This window comes from Mesorhizobium sp. M0983, from assembly GCF_040318975.1.
Classification (GTDB): domain Bacteria; phylum Pseudomonadota; class Alphaproteobacteria; order Rhizobiales; family Rhizobiaceae; genus Mesorhizobium.
On sequence record NZ_JAMYNH010000013.1, the window covers coordinates 106,359 to 123,174 of the forward strand.

The following is a 16,816-nucleotide window of genomic DNA, read 5'->3' on the forward strand; positions in this document are numbered from 1 at the left end:
TTCTTCGTTCACGAGCCCTATCCCGGCTCCGCAAACCGTTGCGAACAAAGCAGAAACGATGCTTGATGGGCGATGAACCTCGCCGCCCGTGATTCGTCCTTCCAGCCGGCCTATCTGGCAAAGCTCAACGCCGAGCAGCGGCTTGCCGTCGAACATGGCGACGGCAAGGTCGCGGGACCATTGCTGGTGATTGCCGGCGCCGGCTCCGGCAAGACCAACACGCTGGCGCACCGGGTCGCGCATCTGATCGTTAGGGGTGCCGATCCGCGCCGCATCCTCTTGATGACATTTTCCCGCCGTGCCGCGGCGGAAATGGCCAAGCGGGTCGAGCGCATCGCCGGCGAGGTGCTGGGCCGCGATGCTTCTGTCATCACCGATGCGCTGAGCTGGGCCGGCACGTTCCACGGCATTGGCGCCAGGCTGCTGCGTGATTATGCGCTGGAGATCGGTCTCGATCCCGCCTTCACCATCCACGACCGCGAGGATTCCGCCGACCTGATGAACCTCGCCCGCCACGAGCTTGGGTTTTCGAAGACCGAAGCCCGCTTCCCGACCAAGGGCACCTGCCTTGCGATCTATTCGCGTGCCGTCAATGCACAGGCGCCGCTCGGCGAGGTGCTGGGTTCGGTGTTCCCGTGGTGCGCCGGCTGGGCCGAACAGCTGAAACAATTATTCGCCAGATATGTCGAGGCCAAGCAGGCGCAGAACGTGCTCGATTACGACGATCTGCTGCTCTACTGGGCGCAGATGGCCGGCGAGCCGGAAATCGCCGCGCATCTGGGTGCACGTTTCGACCATGTGCTGGTCGATGAATACCAGGACACCAACCGGCTGCAGGCCTCGATCCTGACGGCCCTCAAGCCCGACGGATCGGGGCTGACGGTGGTCGGCGACGACGCGCAGTCGATCTATTCGTTCCGCGCCGCGGAAGTGCGCAATATCCTGGATTTTCCCAAGCAGTTCGCGCAGCCGGCCGAGGTCGTCATGCTGGAGCGCAACTACCGCTCGACCGAGACGATCCTGGCGGCGGCCAATGCGGTGATCGGCGAAGCGTCGGAACGTTTCACCAAAAATCTCTGGTCGGAGCGCAAATCGGCGGAAAAGCCGAAGCTGGTGAGCGTGCGCGACGAGATCGAGCAGGCGAGCTATGTCTGCCAGGCGATACTCACCGAGCGCGAGGCCGGTACCGTTCTCAAAGCGCAGGCCGTGCTGTTTCGCGCCTCGCACCATAGCGGCCCGCTGGAGATCGAACTGACGCGCCGCAACATCCCCTTCGTCAAATTCGGCGGGCTGAAATTCCTCGATGCCGCCCACGTCAAGGACGTGCTGGCCGTGCTGCGCTTTGCCGAAAACCCGCGCGACCGCGTCGCCGGCTTTCGCGTGCTGCAACTTCTGCCCGGCATCGGCCCTTCGGCCGCCAATGCGATCGTCGAGACCATGGCGACGTCGCTCGACGAGACGATGGGGCTTGCGCGCTACCGGCCGCCGCAGCGGGCCGCCGACGACTGGCCGGGCTTTGTCGCGCTCTATTGCGGCCTGCGCGCCGGCGCAAAGAAATGGCCGGCCGACATCGAGCAGGTCAGGCTCTGGTACGAGCCGCATCTGGAACGCATCCACGAGGATGCGACGACGCGCCGGGCCGATCTCCTGCAGCTCGAGCAGATCGCCTCCGGCTATGGATCGCGCGAGCGCTTCCTCACCGAGCTGACGCTCGATCCGCCGGACGCGACCAGCGACGAAGCCGGACCTCCGCACCGCGACGAGGATTATCTGATCCTGTCGACCATCCATTCGGCCAAGGGCCAGGAGTGGAAGAACGTCTTCGTGCTCAACACCGTCGACGGCTGCATCCCGATCGACCTAGGGGTCGGCAGCAAGGAGGACGTCGACGAGGAGCGGCGGCTGCTCTACGTGGCCATGACGCGGGCCAAGGATAGCCTGCATTTGGTGATGCCGCAGCGTTTTTTCGTCCACGGCCAGGCGGCGCGCGGCGACCGCCATGTCTATGCCTCGCGCACGCGCTTCATCCCGCGCCCGATCCTTGGTGCCTTCGAGCAGGTGGCGTGGGCCAGCGTCCAGGCCAGGGACGATCCGCGCCGCCAGCCGCAGGTGCGCGTCGATCTCGGCGCCCGCATGCGCGGCATGTGGAAATAGGCACCCGCCTCGGCGCGCTGCTCACCCGGGCGAGCGAAAAAAACAAATCACGGCAACATGGAACCTCGCGCCGTGATCCGCGTTTCTGCCCGACCCCCAGACCGGAGAACGGCGTCCGCCGTGACCTCCGCCCATTCGAGAGGCCAGAATGCACGACAGGACGTTTTCCACACCGGTCGCCCTAACCGTTGGCGCCGGCTACAAGCGGACGATCGCTTCGTTCTCCGAGATGCACGAGTTCCTGACCGAGTTCCCGCCTTCGCGCCGGCGGCTGAGCTATGGCGCCGCGGTAAAGGCCTGCGAGGCGGCACGCGCCGGCGAGATCTCGGCCGAAGCGGCACGCGACGCCCTGATCACCTTCGCCGTGACGGCCGGCATCCTCTGGCCGGCCGCCCAGCCGGCAGTCTCGGTCAAGCCGGTCGTCCGGGGCCTCGGCGGCTACGCCGCCTGACGCAACCTCTTCGTCATCTTGGCCGGCCGGAGATGCGGTCCGTTGTCGGTGGTTTTAGGTCGGCAGATCCTAAATCAGCTGCCTTCTGATGCTCATCCGGGTCACCGCAGTCACAAGAATGGCGCCTATCATGAAATAGATGGTCGCGACAATGTCGCCCTGGTGGAAATAATAACCGGAGTTGAGAAGCGCCAGGACCACGGCGAAGAACGCCACAAGGCGCAAGGGTTCATTGGGCATGCGTGCCAATTCTCGCTGTTGCTGCTGAATGCTGCTGAAGCGGCCGCCCTCACGACCATGCGCTCCATAAAATGTTTTGGCGCTTTTTGCAATCTCGGCAGATCGTCCGCTATCGACCATCCGCTTCACCAGCCGCCCCAGGTTCAGGCGAATGCCCTGCCCTCCTCGCTGCGCTGGAACATCGTCAGGTCCAGTCCGAGGCTTGGCTTGCCCAGAACGGTCAGGATCGCATGCGCCTGGCCGCGGTGGTGGGTCTGGTGGTTGAAGAAGTGGTCGAGCGCCGGCGCCAACCGCTGCGAGACGGTGCGCATATCCGAGACGGTCATGTAGGAGAAGCGGCCCGACAGCGCCTTGTCGCTCAAGCCGGCAACCCAGTCGATGATCCGTTTGTCCTCGGCCTCGCGCGCCAGCCGCAAGCCTGGCAAGGCGCGGTGCAGGATCGTGTCGAGCCTTGCCGGCGCGTCGCCCTCGCCGGTGAAGCGTTTCATCCAGATCCGGTCGGCTGCCAGGAGGTGGTTGAGCGTTCCCATCATCGAGCCGAAGAAGACGCCGACATTGCGGTCGAACTGTTCCTCGTCGAGATCGGCGGCGGCATCGTAGATGCGGCCATTGGCCCATTGATTGTAGGCCGCAAACATCCTGAAATGCTGTTTCATTCTTCTCTCGACCTGCGAGACCCTGTTTCGCGCGGGTCTGTTTCGGGCATAGTTAGACTGCAAGGACGCTGCCGCCAATGACCATTCTGCTCTATGACCTTGTCGGACGCGACGCCGCCCGCCCGTTCAGCCCACATTGCTGGAAGGCGGCGATGGCGCTGGCCCATAAAGGGCTCGACATCACCAGCGTGCCGACCCGGTTCCTAGAAGTGCCGAAGGTGGAAGGGGGCGTCTCGAAGCTCGTTCCGGTGATCCGCGACGGCGAGACGGTGGTCGCCGATTCCTTCGCCATCGCGCTCTATCTCGAGCAGACCTATCCCGAGCGGCCGACATTGTTTTCCGGCGACGGTGGCAAGGCGATGGCGCGCTTCATCGAACGCTGGTCGCAGCTGACCATCCATCCCTACGTCACTACCGCAGCGATACTGGACCTGCATACCATGCAGGACGAGGCGAACGCCGCCTATTTCCGGCAGAACCGCGAGCAGCGCTTCGGCAAGCGCCTGGAGGCGGTATACGCCACCCGCGACGCTGGGCTCGCCAGCTTCCGGGCCTCGCTGGAGCCGCTCCGCTCGATGCTTGGCTATCAGCCCTTCATCGGCGGCCCGTCGCCGCTATTTGCCGACTACATCGTTTTCGGCGCGCTGCAATGGGCGCGCATCGCCACGCCCTACCGGCTGCTCGACGACAGCGACGTCGTGGCGCAATGGTTCGAACGATGCCTCGATCTGCATGGCGGCCTCGGCCGCACGGTCGCGGCGGCGGCGATCGCCCCGCTCGATAGTTGAAATCGGCAGTTTCATCGGCAACGCCACATTTTGTTCTTGCTTTGTGCCGGCAGCTATGCTACTAATTTGGGTATGGTGCTGATTCGTACCGACGACCCGCCCGGCTTGCCGAGGCGGGTTTTGTTTTGCCGGTCGAGGTCCAACTGCGTTGCCGGCAGGGACGTTGTCCGGCCTTAACTGAAAGTTGCCAGCCGGCGAAATGCGACAATGCGGGTAGACGAAGTGTCGCTCGAAGCGCCTCATCCGTGCCTGGATCGAAGCAAACAAGACGAACATCCGGCGAACCGGGCAATCACAACAAAGGCAGCGCGCCATGACCGCAAACCCAGAGTTCCCGGCCGACTTTCGCGCCGGGCTCGCCAATCTCTTCCTGTGGCGGCGCGACGTCAGGCGGTTCAAGCCGACGCCGCTCCCCGAAGGGGCGCTGGAGCGGCTGCTCGAGCTTGCCAGCGCCGCGCCTTCCGTCGGGCTGAGCCAGCCCTGGCGCTTCGTCGTCGTCGAGAGCGAAGCATGCCGCGCTGCCGTCAGGGCCTGCTTCGAGCGCTGCAACGCGGAGGCACTCGCAAATTTTTGCGGCGAACGCGCCGCGCTCTATGGGCGCCTGAAGCTTGCCGGCCTGAATGAGGCGCCCTGCCAGCTTGCGGTTTTCGCCGACCGCGCAACCGAGCAAGGGCATGGGCTCGGCCGCCTGACCATGCCAGCCACCATAGACTATTCCGCTGTCATGGCAGTCCACACGATGTGGCTGGCGGCGCGCGCCGAAGGAATAGGCATGGGCTGGGTCTCGATCCTCGATCCGGCCGAGGTGGCGACGATCCTGGACGTGCCGGCGGAGTGGACGCTGATCGGCTATTTCTGTGTCGGCTATCCAAGCGAGGAACACAGCGTGCCGGAACTGGAACGGCAAGGTTGGGAAGTCCGGCGCGCTTCGATCGTGATAAAACGGTAGTGCAACGGCGGCGCTGCCATTCTTTTTGCAGGAAAGCCATTCTCTTTGCAGGGGAGAATGACTCCTCCGCTGCAGGGCAGAATGGATATCATGGATGTTTCGCCGATCGTCAGCATCGCCAACAAGAGACCAAGGCAAAGCCAGTCGTGACGGCCTTGATCTGAGGAAGGGCATAGAATGTTTCGCTGCGAGGTGCAGGCCGAGATCTGGGTCTATCCGGGCAAGGGCGGCTGGCATTTCGTGACGCTACCGCCGGAACCTGGAGCATGGATCAAGACGGCGATGGTGGGGATGGCAAGGCCCTGGGGCTCGCTTGGCGTGGAAGCCGTCATCGGCCAGACCAGATGGCGGACATCGCTGTTTCCCGACAAGAAATCCGGCAGCCTGCTCTTGCCGATCAAGACGGCGGTGCGGGTCCGCGAAGGCCTTAAGGCTGGCGACACGCCCAACCTGACGATCGAGATAGAGCTATGACACATTGGGTCTGGCTGACGGCGACGCGCTGTGCGCCCACCTCCCCTTGGCAAGCCGGCGGGCGGCTTGTATAGAGCCCGCCACCCTCAATTCCACTCTCCATCACAAGGACGATCCCATGGCGCTCGAACGCACCTTTTCCATGATCAAGCCGGACGCGACCCGTCGCAATCTCACCGGCGCCATCACCAAGATACTGGAAGATGCCGGCCTGCGCGTCGTCGCTTCGCGCCGGGTGTGGATGAGCCGCCGCGAGGCAGAAGGTTTCTATGCCGTCCACAAGGAGCGTCCGTTCTTCGGCGAGCTGGTCGAGTCCATGTCGTCGGGCCCGACCATCGTGCAGGTGCTGGAAGGCGAGAACGCCATTGCCAAGAACCGCGAAGTGATGGGCGCCACCAATCCGGCAAGCGCCGCCGAAGGCACCATCCGCAAGCTGCACGCGCTGTCGATCGGCGAGAATTCCGTGCATGGTTCCGATGCGCCGGAAACCGCCGCGCAGGAGATCAAATACTGGTTCTCGGACACCGAGATCGTCGGCTAAGCCGGCATCCCGAACCCATCAAAGAGGCCGGCGCAACGCCGGCCTTTTTCGTTAGCAGACATTTCAGGTTCAGGCTCCTCGACGGGTCATGGGTGCGTTAAGCTCGAGGGCACGGATCAAACGCGGTCGCGACAACGGAGCCGACCAGGCCATGACCAGCACCATTCCCGGCTTGTTTCAGGGCACCGAGATGCCGACCGGCGGCTGGTGGGAGGCGTTGTGGCCCGACCCTGCCGGGGTGTTGACGGCGGTGGGAATGAAGCACGGCATGGATGTGGTCGATCTCTGCTGCGGCGACGGCTGGTTCACGCTGCCAATGGCCAGGGTCGTTCGTCAGGTCATCGCCATCGACATCGATGCCGATCTGCTCGAAGTCGCCCGGCGGCGGCTGGCCGACGGAGGCGCGAGCAATTGCGAGTTTGTGGCGGGCGACGCCTATGAGCTTGCCAGGCTGGTGCCCCGGCCCGTCGACTTCGTCTTCATGGCCAACGCTTTCCATGGCGTTCCGGACCGGCCGCGCCTTGCCCGCGCCGTGCGGGCGACGCTTGGCAGGGCCGGTCGTTTTGCCATCGTCAACTGGCACCAGCAGCCGCGCGAGCAGACCACGGTTCTGGGCGAGCCACGCGGACCGAAGACCGAGCTGAGGCTGTCACCCGGACAGACCACCGCGGCGGCGGAAGCAAGCGGGTTCAAGCTCGCCGAACTGATGGATATACCGCCCTACCACTACGGCGCGGTATTCAAACTCGCGACAAATTGAGAATGCCTGGTGTATGCGGTCGTCGCCCGATAGATCTCGCCCGCCGCCCCCTAGCGGCGGGTTCTGCCAGTCTATTTCGCCTGGCGTTCCTTCACGTTCGCATGTTCGTTCGCCGCTTCCGTGTCGGTGGCCGGCGTCTGTGTATCGTGACCTGTGAACGGGCTACCCTGCCCGGGCGCGAGATCGCCGCTATGACCAGCCTTGTTGGTCTGGAAAGGCTGGCTGTCAGGACTGAGACCATGTTGAAGGGCATCGAACAGATGGTCGTCCGCCTTGGCAAGGCCGGTGAAGGCAAGGAGCGATGCACCGGTGGCGGCAAGGATAAGCGCGTGCGTTTTCATGTCTGGACTCCTTTGAGTTAAGGCCAGAACGAGCCGCAGCCATTCTGGCGGCATCAACGAAGGGACAAACATCCCTTTTGCCTTACCCGCCATCGTATGAGGACGTAACGCGCGCTCTGTCCGGTTTATTCCGGCTGAAACACAACGTGATCGACATGCGGCCGATCAGGCGACCGAATAGCCGCCATCGGCGAGCAGGCCGTGGCCGGAGACGAACGAGGCGTCATCGGAAGCAAGGAAGGCCACGACCGTCGCTATCTCTTCCGGCGAGCCAGCCTTTGATGCGCCGCTTCGGCCTGACGTCTGCGCCGCCACCACAGGTGTGATCGTTTCGGAACGGTCCAAGGCCTGTTGAGAATCAGGGCAGGCCGAGCCGGTGCAGGCCTCACCTGAATATCGACAAGTCTCAACTCGCAGCATTGAACCGCAGGATGACGCGGTCATCCTTGTCGGCGATGATGAGCTTGCCGGCGTCGATATGGTACGACGCTGCCTTGGCTAGCGCCTCGAACAGCGCCTTTTCCTCGGCCATGACCTGAGGCGCGCAGGCCTTGAAGGTCGAGCCGATGTCGCTGATGGCGATCGTCGAGCCGTCTACCCTGGCGGTGGCGAAGTAGACGTTGCAAGGGCCGCTGCCGCCGGCCTTGCCGGCTTCGCTGATCCGGAATGTCGCCCGCGGCTCGGCAATCACGCCGATGCCATCGATATATTCGACCAGCCAGCTTTGGCCGAACACGGAGGCTGCCGCCGGCTCATCGCTCGGCGCCGCCATTTTCAGCGTGATGGTCTGTAGCGCGTCGCTGAGCGGATCGACCTGGTGGCGCGTGTCGGTGACGAACAGCAGCCGGTCGTCGACAGTGATGCGCGCCTGCAGAGCGTAGGTCATATCAGGCCGGATCACCTGCGGATCGAAGCTGATCTCGAACTTGATCGGCACCTGGCCGGCCGGCACCACCTTGCGCTCACCGATGATTGCGGCCGGCGCATCGGCCAGCGACACGTCGGCAAGCTGCACGGAAAGCACGGCATTGGGCGGCAGCGCGATGCGCTCGCGATACATCACCTCGCCCTTGAGGGACCTTTCGGCAGCCACGGAACGATCCGGAACGGCAAGTATGCCGACGGCTAGCGGCACCAGTCCGAAGATGAAGAACTCGGCGATCCTGTCCAGCATGATCCTGCTCCCCTTCCGGCAAAGGGTTTCGCAGGATTGCGGTCAATGAATGGCCGGCGGCGTATGGGCATGGCTGTCCCAGGGATTTATTTGGACGGCGGGCGCTTCCAACGGTCCGCCGCCTTGTCGTCGGCATCCTTGGCGTCGACCCAGTTGCCCTCGGAACCGTCGCTATGGTGTTCCTTTTTCCAGAACGGCGCCCGTGATTTCAAATAATCCATCAGGAAATTCGCGGCGTCGAACGCCGCCTGCCGGTGGGCGGAAGCGGCCACTACCAGCACGATGTTTTCGCCCGGCGCGATCTTGCCGTGGCGATGGATGACGGTGAGCCCCTGCAGCGGCCAGCGCTCGATTGCCTCGCAGGCGATGCGGGATATCTCGGCTTCCGCCATGCCGGGATAATGTTCGAGCTCGAGCGCGGAGAGCCTGCCTTGCTCGTCGCGGCAGAGGCCGGAGAAGGTCACCACAGCGCCGATGTCGTTGCGACCCTGGGTCAGCCTGGCGATCTCGGCGGCGACGTCAAAATCCTCCGCCTGGATGCGCACGACAGGCACCACCGCGGACATGGTTCAGCCACCGGTCATCGGCGGGAACAGCGCGATCTCGCGCGCGCCGGCAATCTTCTCGTGGTGCTCGACATGTTCCTGGTTGATGGCGACGCGGATCACGTCAGGATATTGCAGCGCGTTCTCGTACTCCTCGCCGCGCGATTTCAGCCAGCGCAACAGGTCGGCGACCGTTTCGATGCCGGCCGGCAGTTCGACCTCTTCCTCCGGTCTGCCGATCCGCTCGCGCACCCAGGCGAAATAGATGAGCTTCGTCGACATTTTATTCATCCATGATGTGCTTGAGGCCGGCGCGGAAATAGTCGTAGCCGGTGTAGAGCGTCACCAGGGCTGCGATCCACAGCAGCACCAGCCCGGTCTGGGTGGTCAGCGGGAAGATCTTGTCGCCGGCGGGACCTGCAAGCAGGAAGGCGATGGCGATCATCTGGATGGTGGTCTTCCATTTGGCGAGCTGCGTCACCGGCACCGAGACCTTCAAGGCCGCCAGATATTCGCGCAGGCCCGAGACCAGGATCTCGCGGCACAGAATGATGATCGCCGCCCATAGCGACCAGCCGGCGATGCCGGCATGGCGGTCGGTGTCGGCGGCAAGCAGCAGCAGGCAAGTGGCGACCAGCAGCTTGTCGGCGATCGGGTCGAGCATCTTGCCGATGTTGGAGGTCTGCTGCCAGGCGCGCGCCAGATAGCCGTCGAAGTAATCGGTGATCGAGGCGAGCAGGAAAATGATGAGCGCCGACCAGCGCGCGAAGTCGCTCGATTTCAGATGGCCTTCCAGGAAGAAGCACAGCACCACCAGCGGCACCGCCAGGATGCGGGCGTAAGTGAGCATGTTGGGCAGGTTGAACGCGCGCTGGGACATGTTTTGGGAACTCTTTCTGCCTGCTTAGTCAAATCAGAAGCGAATGTGGGGGGTCAACAGGCCAGAATCGATTAGCCAGCCGAAATATCGGCAATAGGGGCTTAGCTCTCGTGAAAATGATTGTAGACCAATTTCGCCACCTGCTCGGAAATGCCGTCAACCTTGACCAGATCCTCAACGGCGGCGCGGCTGACCGCCTTGGCCGTGCCGAAATGCATCAGCAGCGCGCGCTTGCGGCCGGGGCCGATGCCGCTGATCTCGTCGAGCGGGCTCTTGACCATCTCCTTCTTGCGGCGGGCGCGGTGCGAACCGATGGCGAAGCGATGGACCTCGTCGCGCAGCCGCTGGACGAAATAGAGCACCGGATCGCGTACGGGCAGCGAGAATGAGTCCCTGCCCTTGACGAAGAAGCGTTCGCGGCCGGCGTCACGGTCCTGACCCTTGGCGATGCCGATGGCCACGACGCGGTTCTCGATGCCGAGATCGGACAGGATCTTGCGCACCGCCGTCATCTGGCCTTGGCCGCCGTCGATGAGGATGACGTCGGGCCAGGCCGGAAAGCCGCCGGCGTCCTCGACATCGTCGCCCGGTCCGGTAGCGCTCGCCTCGTCCGCACTCTCGGTTTGCGGGGCATCGCCATGTTCCTTCAACAGCCGCGAGAAGCGCCGCTGCATCACCTCGCGCATCATGCCGAAATCGTCGCCCGGCGTGATCTCGGTCGAGCGGATGTTGAACTTTCGATACTGGTTCTTCACAAACCCTTCCGGCCCGGCGACGACCATGGCGCCGACGGCGTTGGTGCCCATGATGTGCGAGTTATCATAGACCTCGATGCGCACCGGCGGCTTTTCCAGGCCGAAGGTCTCGGCAAAGCCGGTGAGCAGCCGCGCCTGGGTCGAGGTCTCGGCGAGCCGTCGGCCGAGCGCTTCGCGCGCGTTCTGCAGCGCGTTGTCGGTCAGGTCCTTCTTCTCGCCGCGCTGCGGCACCGAGATCGACACCTTGCGGCCGGCGCGCGTGGAGAGCGCCTCCGCCAGCAATTCCTGGTCCTCGACGCCATACGACAACAGGATGGTGCGTGGCGTCGGCTTGTCGTCGTAGAACTGCGCCAGGAACGAACCCAGCACCTCGCCAGCTTCGAGCGCCGGATCGGCCTTGGGAAAATAGGCGCGGTTGCCCCAGTTCTGGCCGGTGCGGAAGAAGAACACCTGGATGCAGACCTGGCCGCCCTCCTGATGAATGGCGAAGACGTCGGCCTCGTCGACAGTCTGCGGATTGATGCCTTGATGGCTCTGCACATGCGACAGCGCCGCCAGCCGGTCGCGATAGATGGCGGCGCGTTCGAAATCGAGGTTCTCCGAAGCCTGCTGCATGGCGGCGGAGATCTCCGTCTTCACCTTCTGGCTGCGGCCGGAGAGAAAATCCTTCGCCTCGGCGACAAGCCTTGCATAGTCGCCATGCGAGATCTCGCCGGTGCACGGGCCGGCACAGCGCTTGATCTGGAACAAAAGGCAAGGCCGGGTGCGGTTCTCGTAGAAGGAGTTGGTGCAGCTCCTGAGCAGGAAGGCGCGCTGCAGCGAATTGATGGTGCGGCCGACGGCGCCGGCTGAGGCAAAGGGGCCGAAATAGTCGCCCTTGCGCGAGCGCGCGCCGCGATGCTTGTAGATGCCGGGGGAGACATGGTCGCCGGTCAACAGGATATAGGGAAACGACTTGTCGTCGCGCATCAGCACGTTGAAGCGCGGCCGCAAGCGCTTGATGAGGTTGGCTTCAAGCAGCAGCGCTTCGATCTCGGTGCGGGTGACGACGAACTCCATCGTCGACGTCTCGCGCACCATGCGGCCGATGCGGCTGGTGTGGAACCGACCTTGCGCGTAGTTGGTGACCCGCTTCTTCAGGCTGCGTGCCTTGCCGACATAGAGCACGTCGCCGGCGGCATTCATCATGCGGTAGACGCCGGGCGCGTTGGGCAGCCGCTTGACCAGCGTCTGGATCACCTCGGCGCCGACCATGCCGTCGGCATCGCCGGCATGCGGCGTCCAGTCGATGGCGGTGAAGGTGACGTCCGGACCAGCGGCTGCAGGCTCGACGACCTCCTCGGCTGCCTCGTCCTCGAGGTCGATTTCGGGCGGCAGGTCGTCGGCGCCGCCGCGCGTTTTTTGTTTCTGGTCCATGGGGCTCATTCCGTCATGCCTGTCACATCGGGCGTCTGCCATGCAAGATGCTGGCCGCCGTCAAGCGCGATCATCTGGCCGGTGACCGAGCGTGCCGCCCAGAGGTAACGGATGGTGTCACCGAATTCGGGCAATTCCGGGCCGCGCTTCAGGATCAGGCCGGCAATCTGCGCGTCGAAATCGCTGTCGTGCTGGCGCGTGTTCTTCAAGGTCGGGCCCGGACCGATGGCGTTGACGCGGATGCGGGGACCCAGCGCCTGCGCCATCATCTCGGTCGCTGCCCACAAGGTCGACTTCGACAGCGCATAGGAGAAATAACGCGGCGTCGGCCGCCAGACGCGCTGGTCGATCATGTTGACGATCAACCCCTCACTGCTCTGCGGCAAGGCCCGGGCGAAAGTCTGCGCCAACAGAGCCGGCGCCTTGACATGCACGGCGAAATGGCGATCCCAGGCCGGCCAGTCGAAATCGTCAACACTGTCGTGCTCGAACAGCGAGGCGTTGTTGACCAGCAGCGACACCGGTCCGAGCGCCGCCGCCGCGCGGCCGACAAGGTTGCCGACGGCGTCCATGTCGGTCAGGTCGGCAGCAACCACAGCGGCCCTGCCGTCTCGACCAAAATGACCACTGTTGATCCCGGCCGCCAGTACCTCCGCCTCGGCCAGCGAGCGATTACAGTGAATGGCGACGGCAAAACCGTGCGCAGCAAGATCCTCGACGATCGCCCTGCCGATCCGCTTCGCCCCGCCTGTCACCAGTGCCGTCGCGGCGACCTTGCTCATCTGTCAATCCTCAATCTGATGCCGATTCCGACCTGCCGGGACCGGGCCGGCAAAATATGGCCTGCCAAGTGTTAAATCCCATTTCCACCTGGGGCAGGATTGTGGCAAAGTGGCCCGGTCGGCATTCTGGCTCGACCGGAATCCGGGCCAGCCCGACCGCAATATAGGGCGCGGGAGCCCTTGCACCAAGCCGTGTGCAGTGCAGCACGGCGAACCTGCTGACATCTCGCTGTTGCGAAGATGCAACGTCAAGGTTCTGCCTCATTCGTGCCAGGGAATGACCCAAGTTCAGGTTCGCTTCAGCCGCATTTCGACACGACATTTGGAACCGTTGAACGCCGGATCCGTTTCACCCCCCGGACGGGTTGAGGGCGCTCATGAAAAAACAAGCCTGTGTCCTGTGGCTTAAGGAGTAAAGAACAATGCAAGCCAATCTTAAATTTGCGCGACCGCTCGCGGTGGCGTTTGGGCTGTTCGCCCTCGGCGGAACCGCCTATGCCGCGGACGTGGTTCAGGAAGAGCCGCCGGCACCTGCCCCGATCGCCGAACTTCCGGTCGCATCCTGGGCCGGCCCCTATGCCGGTGTGAGCGTCGGCTACGGCTTCGCCGGCCATGCCGATGCCAAAACCGTTGGTGTCGACATCGACACCAAGGGCTTCGTCGGCGGCGTCTTCGGCGGCTACAACTGGCAGCAGGAGAACTTCGTCTACGGTGCCGAAGCCGATATCGGCTATAACGGCGTCAAGGGCGACGATGCCGGCATTGAGGCCAAGGGCGGCGTCGAAGGCTCGCTGCGCGCTCGCCTCGGCTACGCTGTTACCCCGGAAATCCTGCTCTACGGCACCGCCGGTGGCGCGCTGAAGAACCAGAAGGTGGAAGCCGCCGGCTTCAGCGACACCAACACCATGCTCGGCTGGACGGCCGGCGTCGGCACCGACATCAAGATCACCGACAATGTGTTCGGCCGTGTCGAGTACCGCTACACCGATTTCGGCGACAAGAACTTCGACGGTATCGGCAAGGTCAAGTCGACCGACAATCGCGTCACTTTCGGCGTCGGTATGAAGTTCTAAGTCGTCCAAGCCACGACACGAAAAAGCCGGGCCTCGCGCCCGGCTTTTTTTGTGCCCGGTGCCCATCCTGTCGGCATGGGCACGCGTGATCTCGAGGTCAGCGTTGAGCCAGCATCCGGTCGACCAGGACCAGAACTTCGGCTGCTGCGATGAAACCGAGGGCGATAGTGGCGGCATTCGACATGACTGCGACCCAGCCATTGGCGGACACATCTATGAACGGGTAAGCGTATTTCCCTTCAGCGACACCACGAGCCAGGGCATAAGCGAGATAGGCCAGGGGATAGAGCGCCCATAGAAGCGGATCGCGCCACGAGAGCCTCCCCTTTCGCGTGAATAGAAGCCAGAACAATAAGACAAGGACAGGATTGAGTTGGTGGAGCAGAAAGTTTGCTTCGGCGGTCGCGCCAGCCAAAGTGCGCAGCCCTTGGAGCAACACCGCGAAAATCACCGCGACCAGGGCCATCACGGCAGCCGTCCACGCCACCAGCGTTGGATGGTCGAAACGCTCCCCGAGGAGCGCCATGGCTGCGAATACAATGGCGACAAGACCGTTGGTCAGGATCGTGAAATATCCCACCAACACCCACAGCGAGCCAAGCATCGAAGCACCGCCCTTGATCAAGGTGCTGAGTTCAAGGCCAATGCCAGTGCACGCGGATAGACAAATGATCAGGGCAAACAAGCGCTGGATCAAATCGCCCTCCCCCATCGGCTTACGTTTGAGAAAGCGACGATAAGACTGGGCGGAACGTCTGTCGACCAAAATGCCCCCAGGACCAACGCTTCCAGCCTCGCCGGCCCGGCTCACTCCCAGCATGTCGAAATTGGCCGTTGCGCCTCCCCCGCCAGGAATCCGCTAAAGCGCGTCGCGTTCGACCGGCGGCATGCGATGCGCCTTAGGTTCCTGTTTTATGCATGTCGTTATCACAAAACCGCTGCACACTTTTGCGCGACATGCATTAGGGGAAAATCGGTAGCTTCGCCATCCCCGCCCTCAAGCCGGAATGCCGGGCTTCAGCTCCGGGAATTTCTCGTCGAAGCGTGCCGCCCAGCGCGTCAGCCGGCCGCGGCCCTTTTCCCATTTTCCGGCGAAGCGCAGCGAGAGATAGCCGAGGCAAGCGCGCAGCGCGATCTGGCCGACAGTGATTTTCTTCGGCAGCTTCGGCGGGTTGGCGTTGAGCAGATCGAGCGCGGCCGAAATCTTGCTCCACTGGCGCTCGAGCCAAGGCTGGTAGACCATCTGTTCGGGCCGCGTGCGCCGCTCATAGACCATCGACAGCGCGCAGTCGCAGATGCCGTCGGCCAACGCCTCCAGCACCTCCGCCTCGAGGCGCTTGTCGGGATTGCGCGGAAACAATGCGTTCTTCGACATCCGGTTGAGATGCTGGGTAATGGCGCGGCTGTCGTGGACCGAGCGGCCGTCGTCCAGCACCAGCACCGGGATCTTGCCGAGCGGATTGGCGCCGATCAGCGCGGCCGGCTTTTCCTCGGTCTTTATCGGCACGAGATCGACCGCAATGCCGGCATGAAGTGCTGCCATGCGCACCTTGGAACTGTAGGGAGAAGTAGACGCGTAGAGCAGTCTGGGCATTGTCGATTCCTGTTTACCGGCTACAGCTCCATATGTCCTGTTGGACGCGCAAGAGGACGCGGTAGCATTGTGACTTCGCGCATGACCCCCACCGAAAATCGATTCCGATTGGGGCTCGTGCGTGGGCACTGTTGACCGATCATGCTGGCTTCATCAACGGCCAGAGGCGGAAAACCGCGCCGCCAGCACGCAGCCATTGTCTCGACTTCAATCTGGATGCGATGAGCCGGAGGTGCGGCGGCAGAAGCGAGCAGGTCGGACAATCCAAATCCGATCAGCTACCAACTCGGCCTTGCACCGAAGGTTGGTCTTTGGCAGCCACGAAATCCCACCGGACTTCGCCGCGTGGCGAAGTCCTGGGAGCTGCGAAAAGACATCTTCCTCCCGCCTCTTTCTCGTCCTGCCCGACCGTCAGCTAGCAAGCGAGGCGCCTGTCCGGCATCCCGCCCTGGCTGTCTTGAGTATTGTCCCCGGCGATCGGAGAGCGGCGACTACTTCTTGGCCTTCGCGTTTGCGGGCGCTGCCTTCGGCTTGGCCGCGGGCGCTGCTTTCTTCACTGCTGCGGAAGATTTTGCAGCGGCGGCCTTTGCCGGTGCTGCCTTCTTCGCAGCGGGTTTCGCAGCGGCCTTTGCAGCCGGCTTCTTGGCCGGTGCCGCCTTCTTTGCCGGTGCAGCCTTGGCCTTGGCCGGTGCTGCTTTTGCCTTGGCAGGTGCTGCTTTCTTCACGGCTGGTTTTGCCGCCGCCTTGGCGGCCGGCTTTTTCGCCGGCGCTGCTTTTGCCTTAGGCGCGGCGGCCTTCGCTTTGGCAGCGGGTGCTGCTTTCTTCACAGCAGTTGCGGCCTTTGCCGCCGCTGCTTTTACTGGTGCTTTCTTTGCCGGTGCCTTGGATGCCGGCGCTTTGGATGACTGCTTAGCCATATCATGCCCCTTCCGTTGTGCCGACGGCCGTTATTGACCCGGCGCGCAATGCATATCTGACTCGCGGCTTGCTAGCCAGCGAAGCATTAGAATGATTTCTGCAGCTTAAGTTTCGGTTACGGCGAGCGCGCGACCATTTTACCGGTGCAAAAATCGGCTGCGAATCTTTGTGTCGCGCAGCGAAGTTCTGCGACAGAAATTCTGCTCGCTCTATCTCGACCGGTCTTCGCGTCAAGCTCAGGACCTTTTCGACCAGCTCTGCGCTTCAACGTCCGACGCTCAGCGCGAACATTGTCAAGAGCGAAGGCGGTCGCCCGCCTCGTCTT

The 16,816-nt window shown here is 63.3% G+C and carries 21 protein-coding genes; 9 read left to right on the forward strand and 12 right to left on the reverse strand.

Annotation, left to right across the window (positions count from 1 at the left end; genetic code table 11):
* Positions 1 to 72 precede the first annotated feature (72 nt).
* Together NKH71_RS22475 and NKH71_RS22480 are read left to right on the forward strand one after the other, a co-directional pair.
* On the forward strand, positions 73 to 2,154 hold the full coding sequence (locus NKH71_RS22475; RefSeq protein WP_352481782.1) for an ATP-dependent helicase: 2,082 nt from the start codon (positions 73 to 75) through the stop codon (positions 2,152 to 2,154).
* A gap of 148 nt (positions 2,155 to 2,302) precedes the next feature.
* Positions 2,303 to 2,605, forward strand: coding sequence for a DUF982 domain-containing protein (locus tag NKH71_RS22480; RefSeq protein WP_023719778.1), 303 nt, complete (start codon positions 2,303 to 2,305; stop codon positions 2,603 to 2,605).
* A gap of 69 nt (positions 2,606 to 2,674) precedes the next feature.
* Here the strand turns inward: NKH71_RS22480 and NKH71_RS22485 are convergent, their stop codons facing one another.
* Both NKH71_RS22485 and NKH71_RS22490 read right to left on the reverse strand, forming a co-directional pair.
* Positions 2,675 to 2,974: a hypothetical protein gene (locus tag NKH71_RS22485; protein ID WP_352507902.1), complete on the reverse strand. Its 300-nt coding sequence runs from the start codon at positions 2,972 to 2,974 to the stop codon at positions 2,675 to 2,677.
* Positions 2,975 to 2,988: 14 nt separating this feature from the next.
* Positions 2,989 to 3,501, reverse strand: a complete 513-nt coding sequence (locus tag NKH71_RS22490) for a DinB family protein (protein WP_352791882.1) — start codon at positions 3,499 to 3,501, stop codon at positions 2,989 to 2,991.
* 77 nt (positions 3,502 to 3,578) lie between these two features.
* On the opposite strand from NKH71_RS22490, the gene NKH71_RS22495 reads away from it, so the two are divergent.
* The 5 genes from NKH71_RS22495 (at position 3,579) to NKH71_RS22515 (ending at position 7,013) form a co-directional block, all read left to right on the forward strand.
* Entirely contained in the window at positions 3,579 to 4,289 is a 711-nt protein-coding gene (locus NKH71_RS22495) for a glutathione S-transferase family protein (protein WP_352791883.1), read from the forward strand.
* A gap of 313 nt (positions 4,290 to 4,602) precedes the next feature.
* Positions 4,603 to 5,238, forward strand: coding sequence for a 5,6-dimethylbenzimidazole synthase (gene bluB / locus NKH71_RS22500; protein ID WP_352495584.1), 636 nt, complete (start codon positions 4,603 to 4,605; stop codon positions 5,236 to 5,238).
* A 177-nt stretch (positions 5,239 to 5,415) separates the two neighbouring features.
* The gene (locus NKH71_RS22505) at positions 5,416 to 5,712 is read left to right on the forward strand and encodes a DUF1905 domain-containing protein (protein WP_352791884.1); all 297 of its coding nucleotides are present in this window, start codon (positions 5,416 to 5,418) and stop codon (positions 5,710 to 5,712) included.
* Between the two features lie 118 nt (positions 5,713 to 5,830).
* The gene (ndk, locus tag NKH71_RS22510; RefSeq protein WP_023719783.1) at positions 5,831 to 6,253 is read left to right on the forward strand and encodes a nucleoside-diphosphate kinase; all 423 of its coding nucleotides are present in this window, start codon (positions 5,831 to 5,833) and stop codon (positions 6,251 to 6,253) included.
* Between the two features lie 151 nt (positions 6,254 to 6,404).
* Positions 6,405 to 7,013: a class I SAM-dependent methyltransferase gene (locus tag NKH71_RS22515; RefSeq protein ID WP_352495586.1), complete on the forward strand. Its 609-nt coding sequence runs from the start codon at positions 6,405 to 6,407 to the stop codon at positions 7,011 to 7,013.
* Between the two features lie 71 nt (positions 7,014 to 7,084).
* Here NKH71_RS22515 and NKH71_RS22520 read toward each other — a convergent pair whose 3' ends face one another.
* The 8 genes from NKH71_RS22520 to NKH71_RS22555 all read right to left on the reverse strand — a co-directional run bounded on the left by NKH71_RS22520 (position 7,085) and on the right by NKH71_RS22555 (position 12,906).
* A complete protein-coding gene (locus NKH71_RS22520; RefSeq protein WP_023719785.1) occupies positions 7,085 to 7,354 on the reverse strand; it encodes a hypothetical protein in 270 nt (89 codons plus the stop codon).
* Between the two features lie 165 nt (positions 7,355 to 7,519).
* Positions 7,520 to 7,699, reverse strand: a complete 180-nt coding sequence (locus NKH71_RS33500; RefSeq protein WP_023719786.1) for an SDR family oxidoreductase — start codon at positions 7,697 to 7,699, stop codon at positions 7,520 to 7,522.
* Positions 7,700 to 7,760: 61 nt separating this feature from the next.
* Positions 7,761 to 8,528, reverse strand: coding sequence for a YbaY family lipoprotein (locus tag NKH71_RS22530; RefSeq protein WP_023719787.1), 768 nt, complete (start codon positions 8,526 to 8,528; stop codon positions 7,761 to 7,763).
* An 86-nt stretch (positions 8,529 to 8,614) separates the two neighbouring features.
* Complete coding sequence (locus NKH71_RS22535; RefSeq protein ID WP_352791885.1) at positions 8,615 to 9,094, reverse strand: molybdenum cofactor biosynthesis protein MoaE; 480 nt, start codon at positions 9,092 to 9,094, stop codon at positions 8,615 to 8,617.
* A 3-nt stretch (positions 9,095 to 9,097) separates the two neighbouring features.
* Entirely contained in the window at positions 9,098 to 9,355 is a 258-nt protein-coding gene (moaD, locus tag NKH71_RS22540) for a molybdopterin converting factor subunit 1 (RefSeq protein WP_023719789.1), read from the reverse strand.
* 1 nt (position 9,356) lies between these two features.
* Positions 9,357 to 9,953 carry a CDP-diacylglycerol--glycerol-3-phosphate 3-phosphatidyltransferase gene (gene pgsA / locus NKH71_RS22545; protein ID WP_023719790.1) on the reverse strand — a complete coding sequence of 199 codons (597 nt, stop codon included), beginning with the start codon at positions 9,951 to 9,953 and terminating at the stop codon, positions 9,357 to 9,359.
* Between the two features lie 101 nt (positions 9,954 to 10,054).
* On the reverse strand, positions 10,055 to 12,133 hold the full coding sequence (gene uvrC / locus NKH71_RS22550; RefSeq protein WP_352495590.1) for an excinuclease ABC subunit UvrC: 2,079 nt from the start codon (positions 12,131 to 12,133) through the stop codon (positions 10,055 to 10,057).
* On the reverse strand, positions 12,130 to 12,906 hold the full coding sequence (locus tag NKH71_RS22555; protein WP_352791886.1) for an SDR family oxidoreductase: 777 nt from the start codon (positions 12,904 to 12,906) through the stop codon (positions 12,130 to 12,132). The genes uvrC and NKH71_RS22555 overlap by 4 nt, the downstream gene beginning before the upstream one ends.
* Before the next feature lie 422 nt (positions 12,907 to 13,328).
* On the opposite strand from NKH71_RS22555, the gene NKH71_RS22560 reads away from it, so the two are divergent.
* On the forward strand, positions 13,329 to 13,979 hold the full coding sequence (locus NKH71_RS22560; protein ID WP_023719797.1) for an outer membrane protein: 651 nt from the start codon (positions 13,329 to 13,331) through the stop codon (positions 13,977 to 13,979).
* A 97-nt stretch (positions 13,980 to 14,076) separates the two neighbouring features.
* On the opposite strand, the gene NKH71_RS22565 is transcribed toward NKH71_RS22560, so the two are convergent.
* Together NKH71_RS22565 and NKH71_RS22570 are read right to left on the reverse strand one after the other, a co-directional pair.
* Positions 14,077 to 14,676: a Pr6Pr family membrane protein gene (locus tag NKH71_RS22565; RefSeq protein WP_352791485.1), complete on the reverse strand. Its 600-nt coding sequence runs from the start codon at positions 14,674 to 14,676 to the stop codon at positions 14,077 to 14,079.
* A 300-nt stretch (positions 14,677 to 14,976) separates the two neighbouring features.
* On the reverse strand, positions 14,977 to 15,573 hold the full coding sequence (locus NKH71_RS22570; protein ID WP_352481789.1) for a glutathione S-transferase family protein: 597 nt from the start codon (positions 15,571 to 15,573) through the stop codon (positions 14,977 to 14,979).
* A 345-nt stretch (positions 15,574 to 15,918) separates the two neighbouring features.
* Between NKH71_RS22570 and NKH71_RS22575 the strand changes: the two genes are divergently transcribed.
* The gene (locus NKH71_RS22575) at positions 15,919 to 16,527 is read left to right on the forward strand and encodes a hypothetical protein (RefSeq protein WP_198030507.1); all 609 of its coding nucleotides are present in this window, start codon (positions 15,919 to 15,921) and stop codon (positions 16,525 to 16,527) included.
* Positions 16,528 to 16,816: the final 289 nt, after the last annotated feature.

What these genes read in the sequence shown, in the direction of transcription:
- ndk (WP_023719783.1), top strand. Translation starts at nt 5,831, where the DNA reads ATGGCGCTCGAACGCACCTTTTCCATGATCAAGCCGGACGCGACCCGT.
- moaD (WP_023719789.1), bottom strand. Translation starts at nt 9,355, where the DNA reads ATGTCGACGAAGCTCATCTATTTCGCCTGGGTGCGCGAGCGGATCGGC.
- uvrC (WP_352495590.1), bottom strand. Translation starts at nt 12,133, where the DNA reads ATGAGCCCCATGGACCAGAAACAAAAAACGCGCGGCGGCGCCGACGAC.
- NKH71_RS22530 (WP_023719787.1), bottom strand. Translation starts at nt 8,528, where the DNA reads ATGCTGGACAGGATCGCCGAGTTCTTCATCTTCGGACTGGTGCCGCTA.
- NKH71_RS22515 (WP_352495586.1), top strand. Translation starts at nt 6,405, where the DNA reads ATGACCAGCACCATTCCCGGCTTGTTTCAGGGCACCGAGATGCCGACC.
- NKH71_RS22475 (WP_352481782.1), top strand. Translation starts at nt 73, where the DNA reads ATGAACCTCGCCGCCCGTGATTCGTCCTTCCAGCCGGCCTATCTGGCA.
- NKH71_RS22480 (WP_023719778.1), top strand. Translation starts at nt 2,303, where the DNA reads ATGCACGACAGGACGTTTTCCACACCGGTCGCCCTAACCGTTGGCGCC.
- NKH71_RS22490 (WP_352791882.1), bottom strand. Translation starts at nt 3,501, where the DNA reads ATGAAACAGCATTTCAGGATGTTTGCGGCCTACAATCAATGGGCCAAT.
- NKH71_RS22555 (WP_352791886.1), bottom strand. Translation starts at nt 12,906, where the DNA reads ATGAGCAAGGTCGCCGCGACGGCACTGGTGACAGGCGGGGCGAAGCGG.
- NKH71_RS22520 (WP_023719785.1), bottom strand. Translation starts at nt 7,354, where the DNA reads ATGAAAACGCACGCGCTTATCCTTGCCGCCACCGGTGCATCGCTCCTT.
- NKH71_RS22505 (WP_352791884.1), top strand. Translation starts at nt 5,416, where the DNA reads ATGTTTCGCTGCGAGGTGCAGGCCGAGATCTGGGTCTATCCGGGCAAG.
- pgsA (WP_023719790.1), bottom strand. Translation starts at nt 9,953, where the DNA reads ATGTCCCAGCGCGCGTTCAACCTGCCCAACATGCTCACTTACGCCCGC.
- NKH71_RS22560 (WP_023719797.1), top strand. Translation starts at nt 13,329, where the DNA reads ATGCAAGCCAATCTTAAATTTGCGCGACCGCTCGCGGTGGCGTTTGGG.
- NKH71_RS22495 (WP_352791883.1), top strand. Translation starts at nt 3,579, where the DNA reads ATGACCATTCTGCTCTATGACCTTGTCGGACGCGACGCCGCCCGCCCG.
- NKH71_RS22535 (WP_352791885.1), bottom strand. Translation starts at nt 9,094, where the DNA reads ATGTCCGCGGTGGTGCCTGTCGTGCGCATCCAGGCGGAGGATTTTGAC.
- bluB (WP_352495584.1), top strand. Translation starts at nt 4,603, where the DNA reads ATGACCGCAAACCCAGAGTTCCCGGCCGACTTTCGCGCCGGGCTCGCC.
- NKH71_RS22570 (WP_352481789.1), bottom strand. Translation starts at nt 15,573, where the DNA reads ATGCCCAGACTGCTCTACGCGTCTACTTCTCCCTACAGTTCCAAGGTG.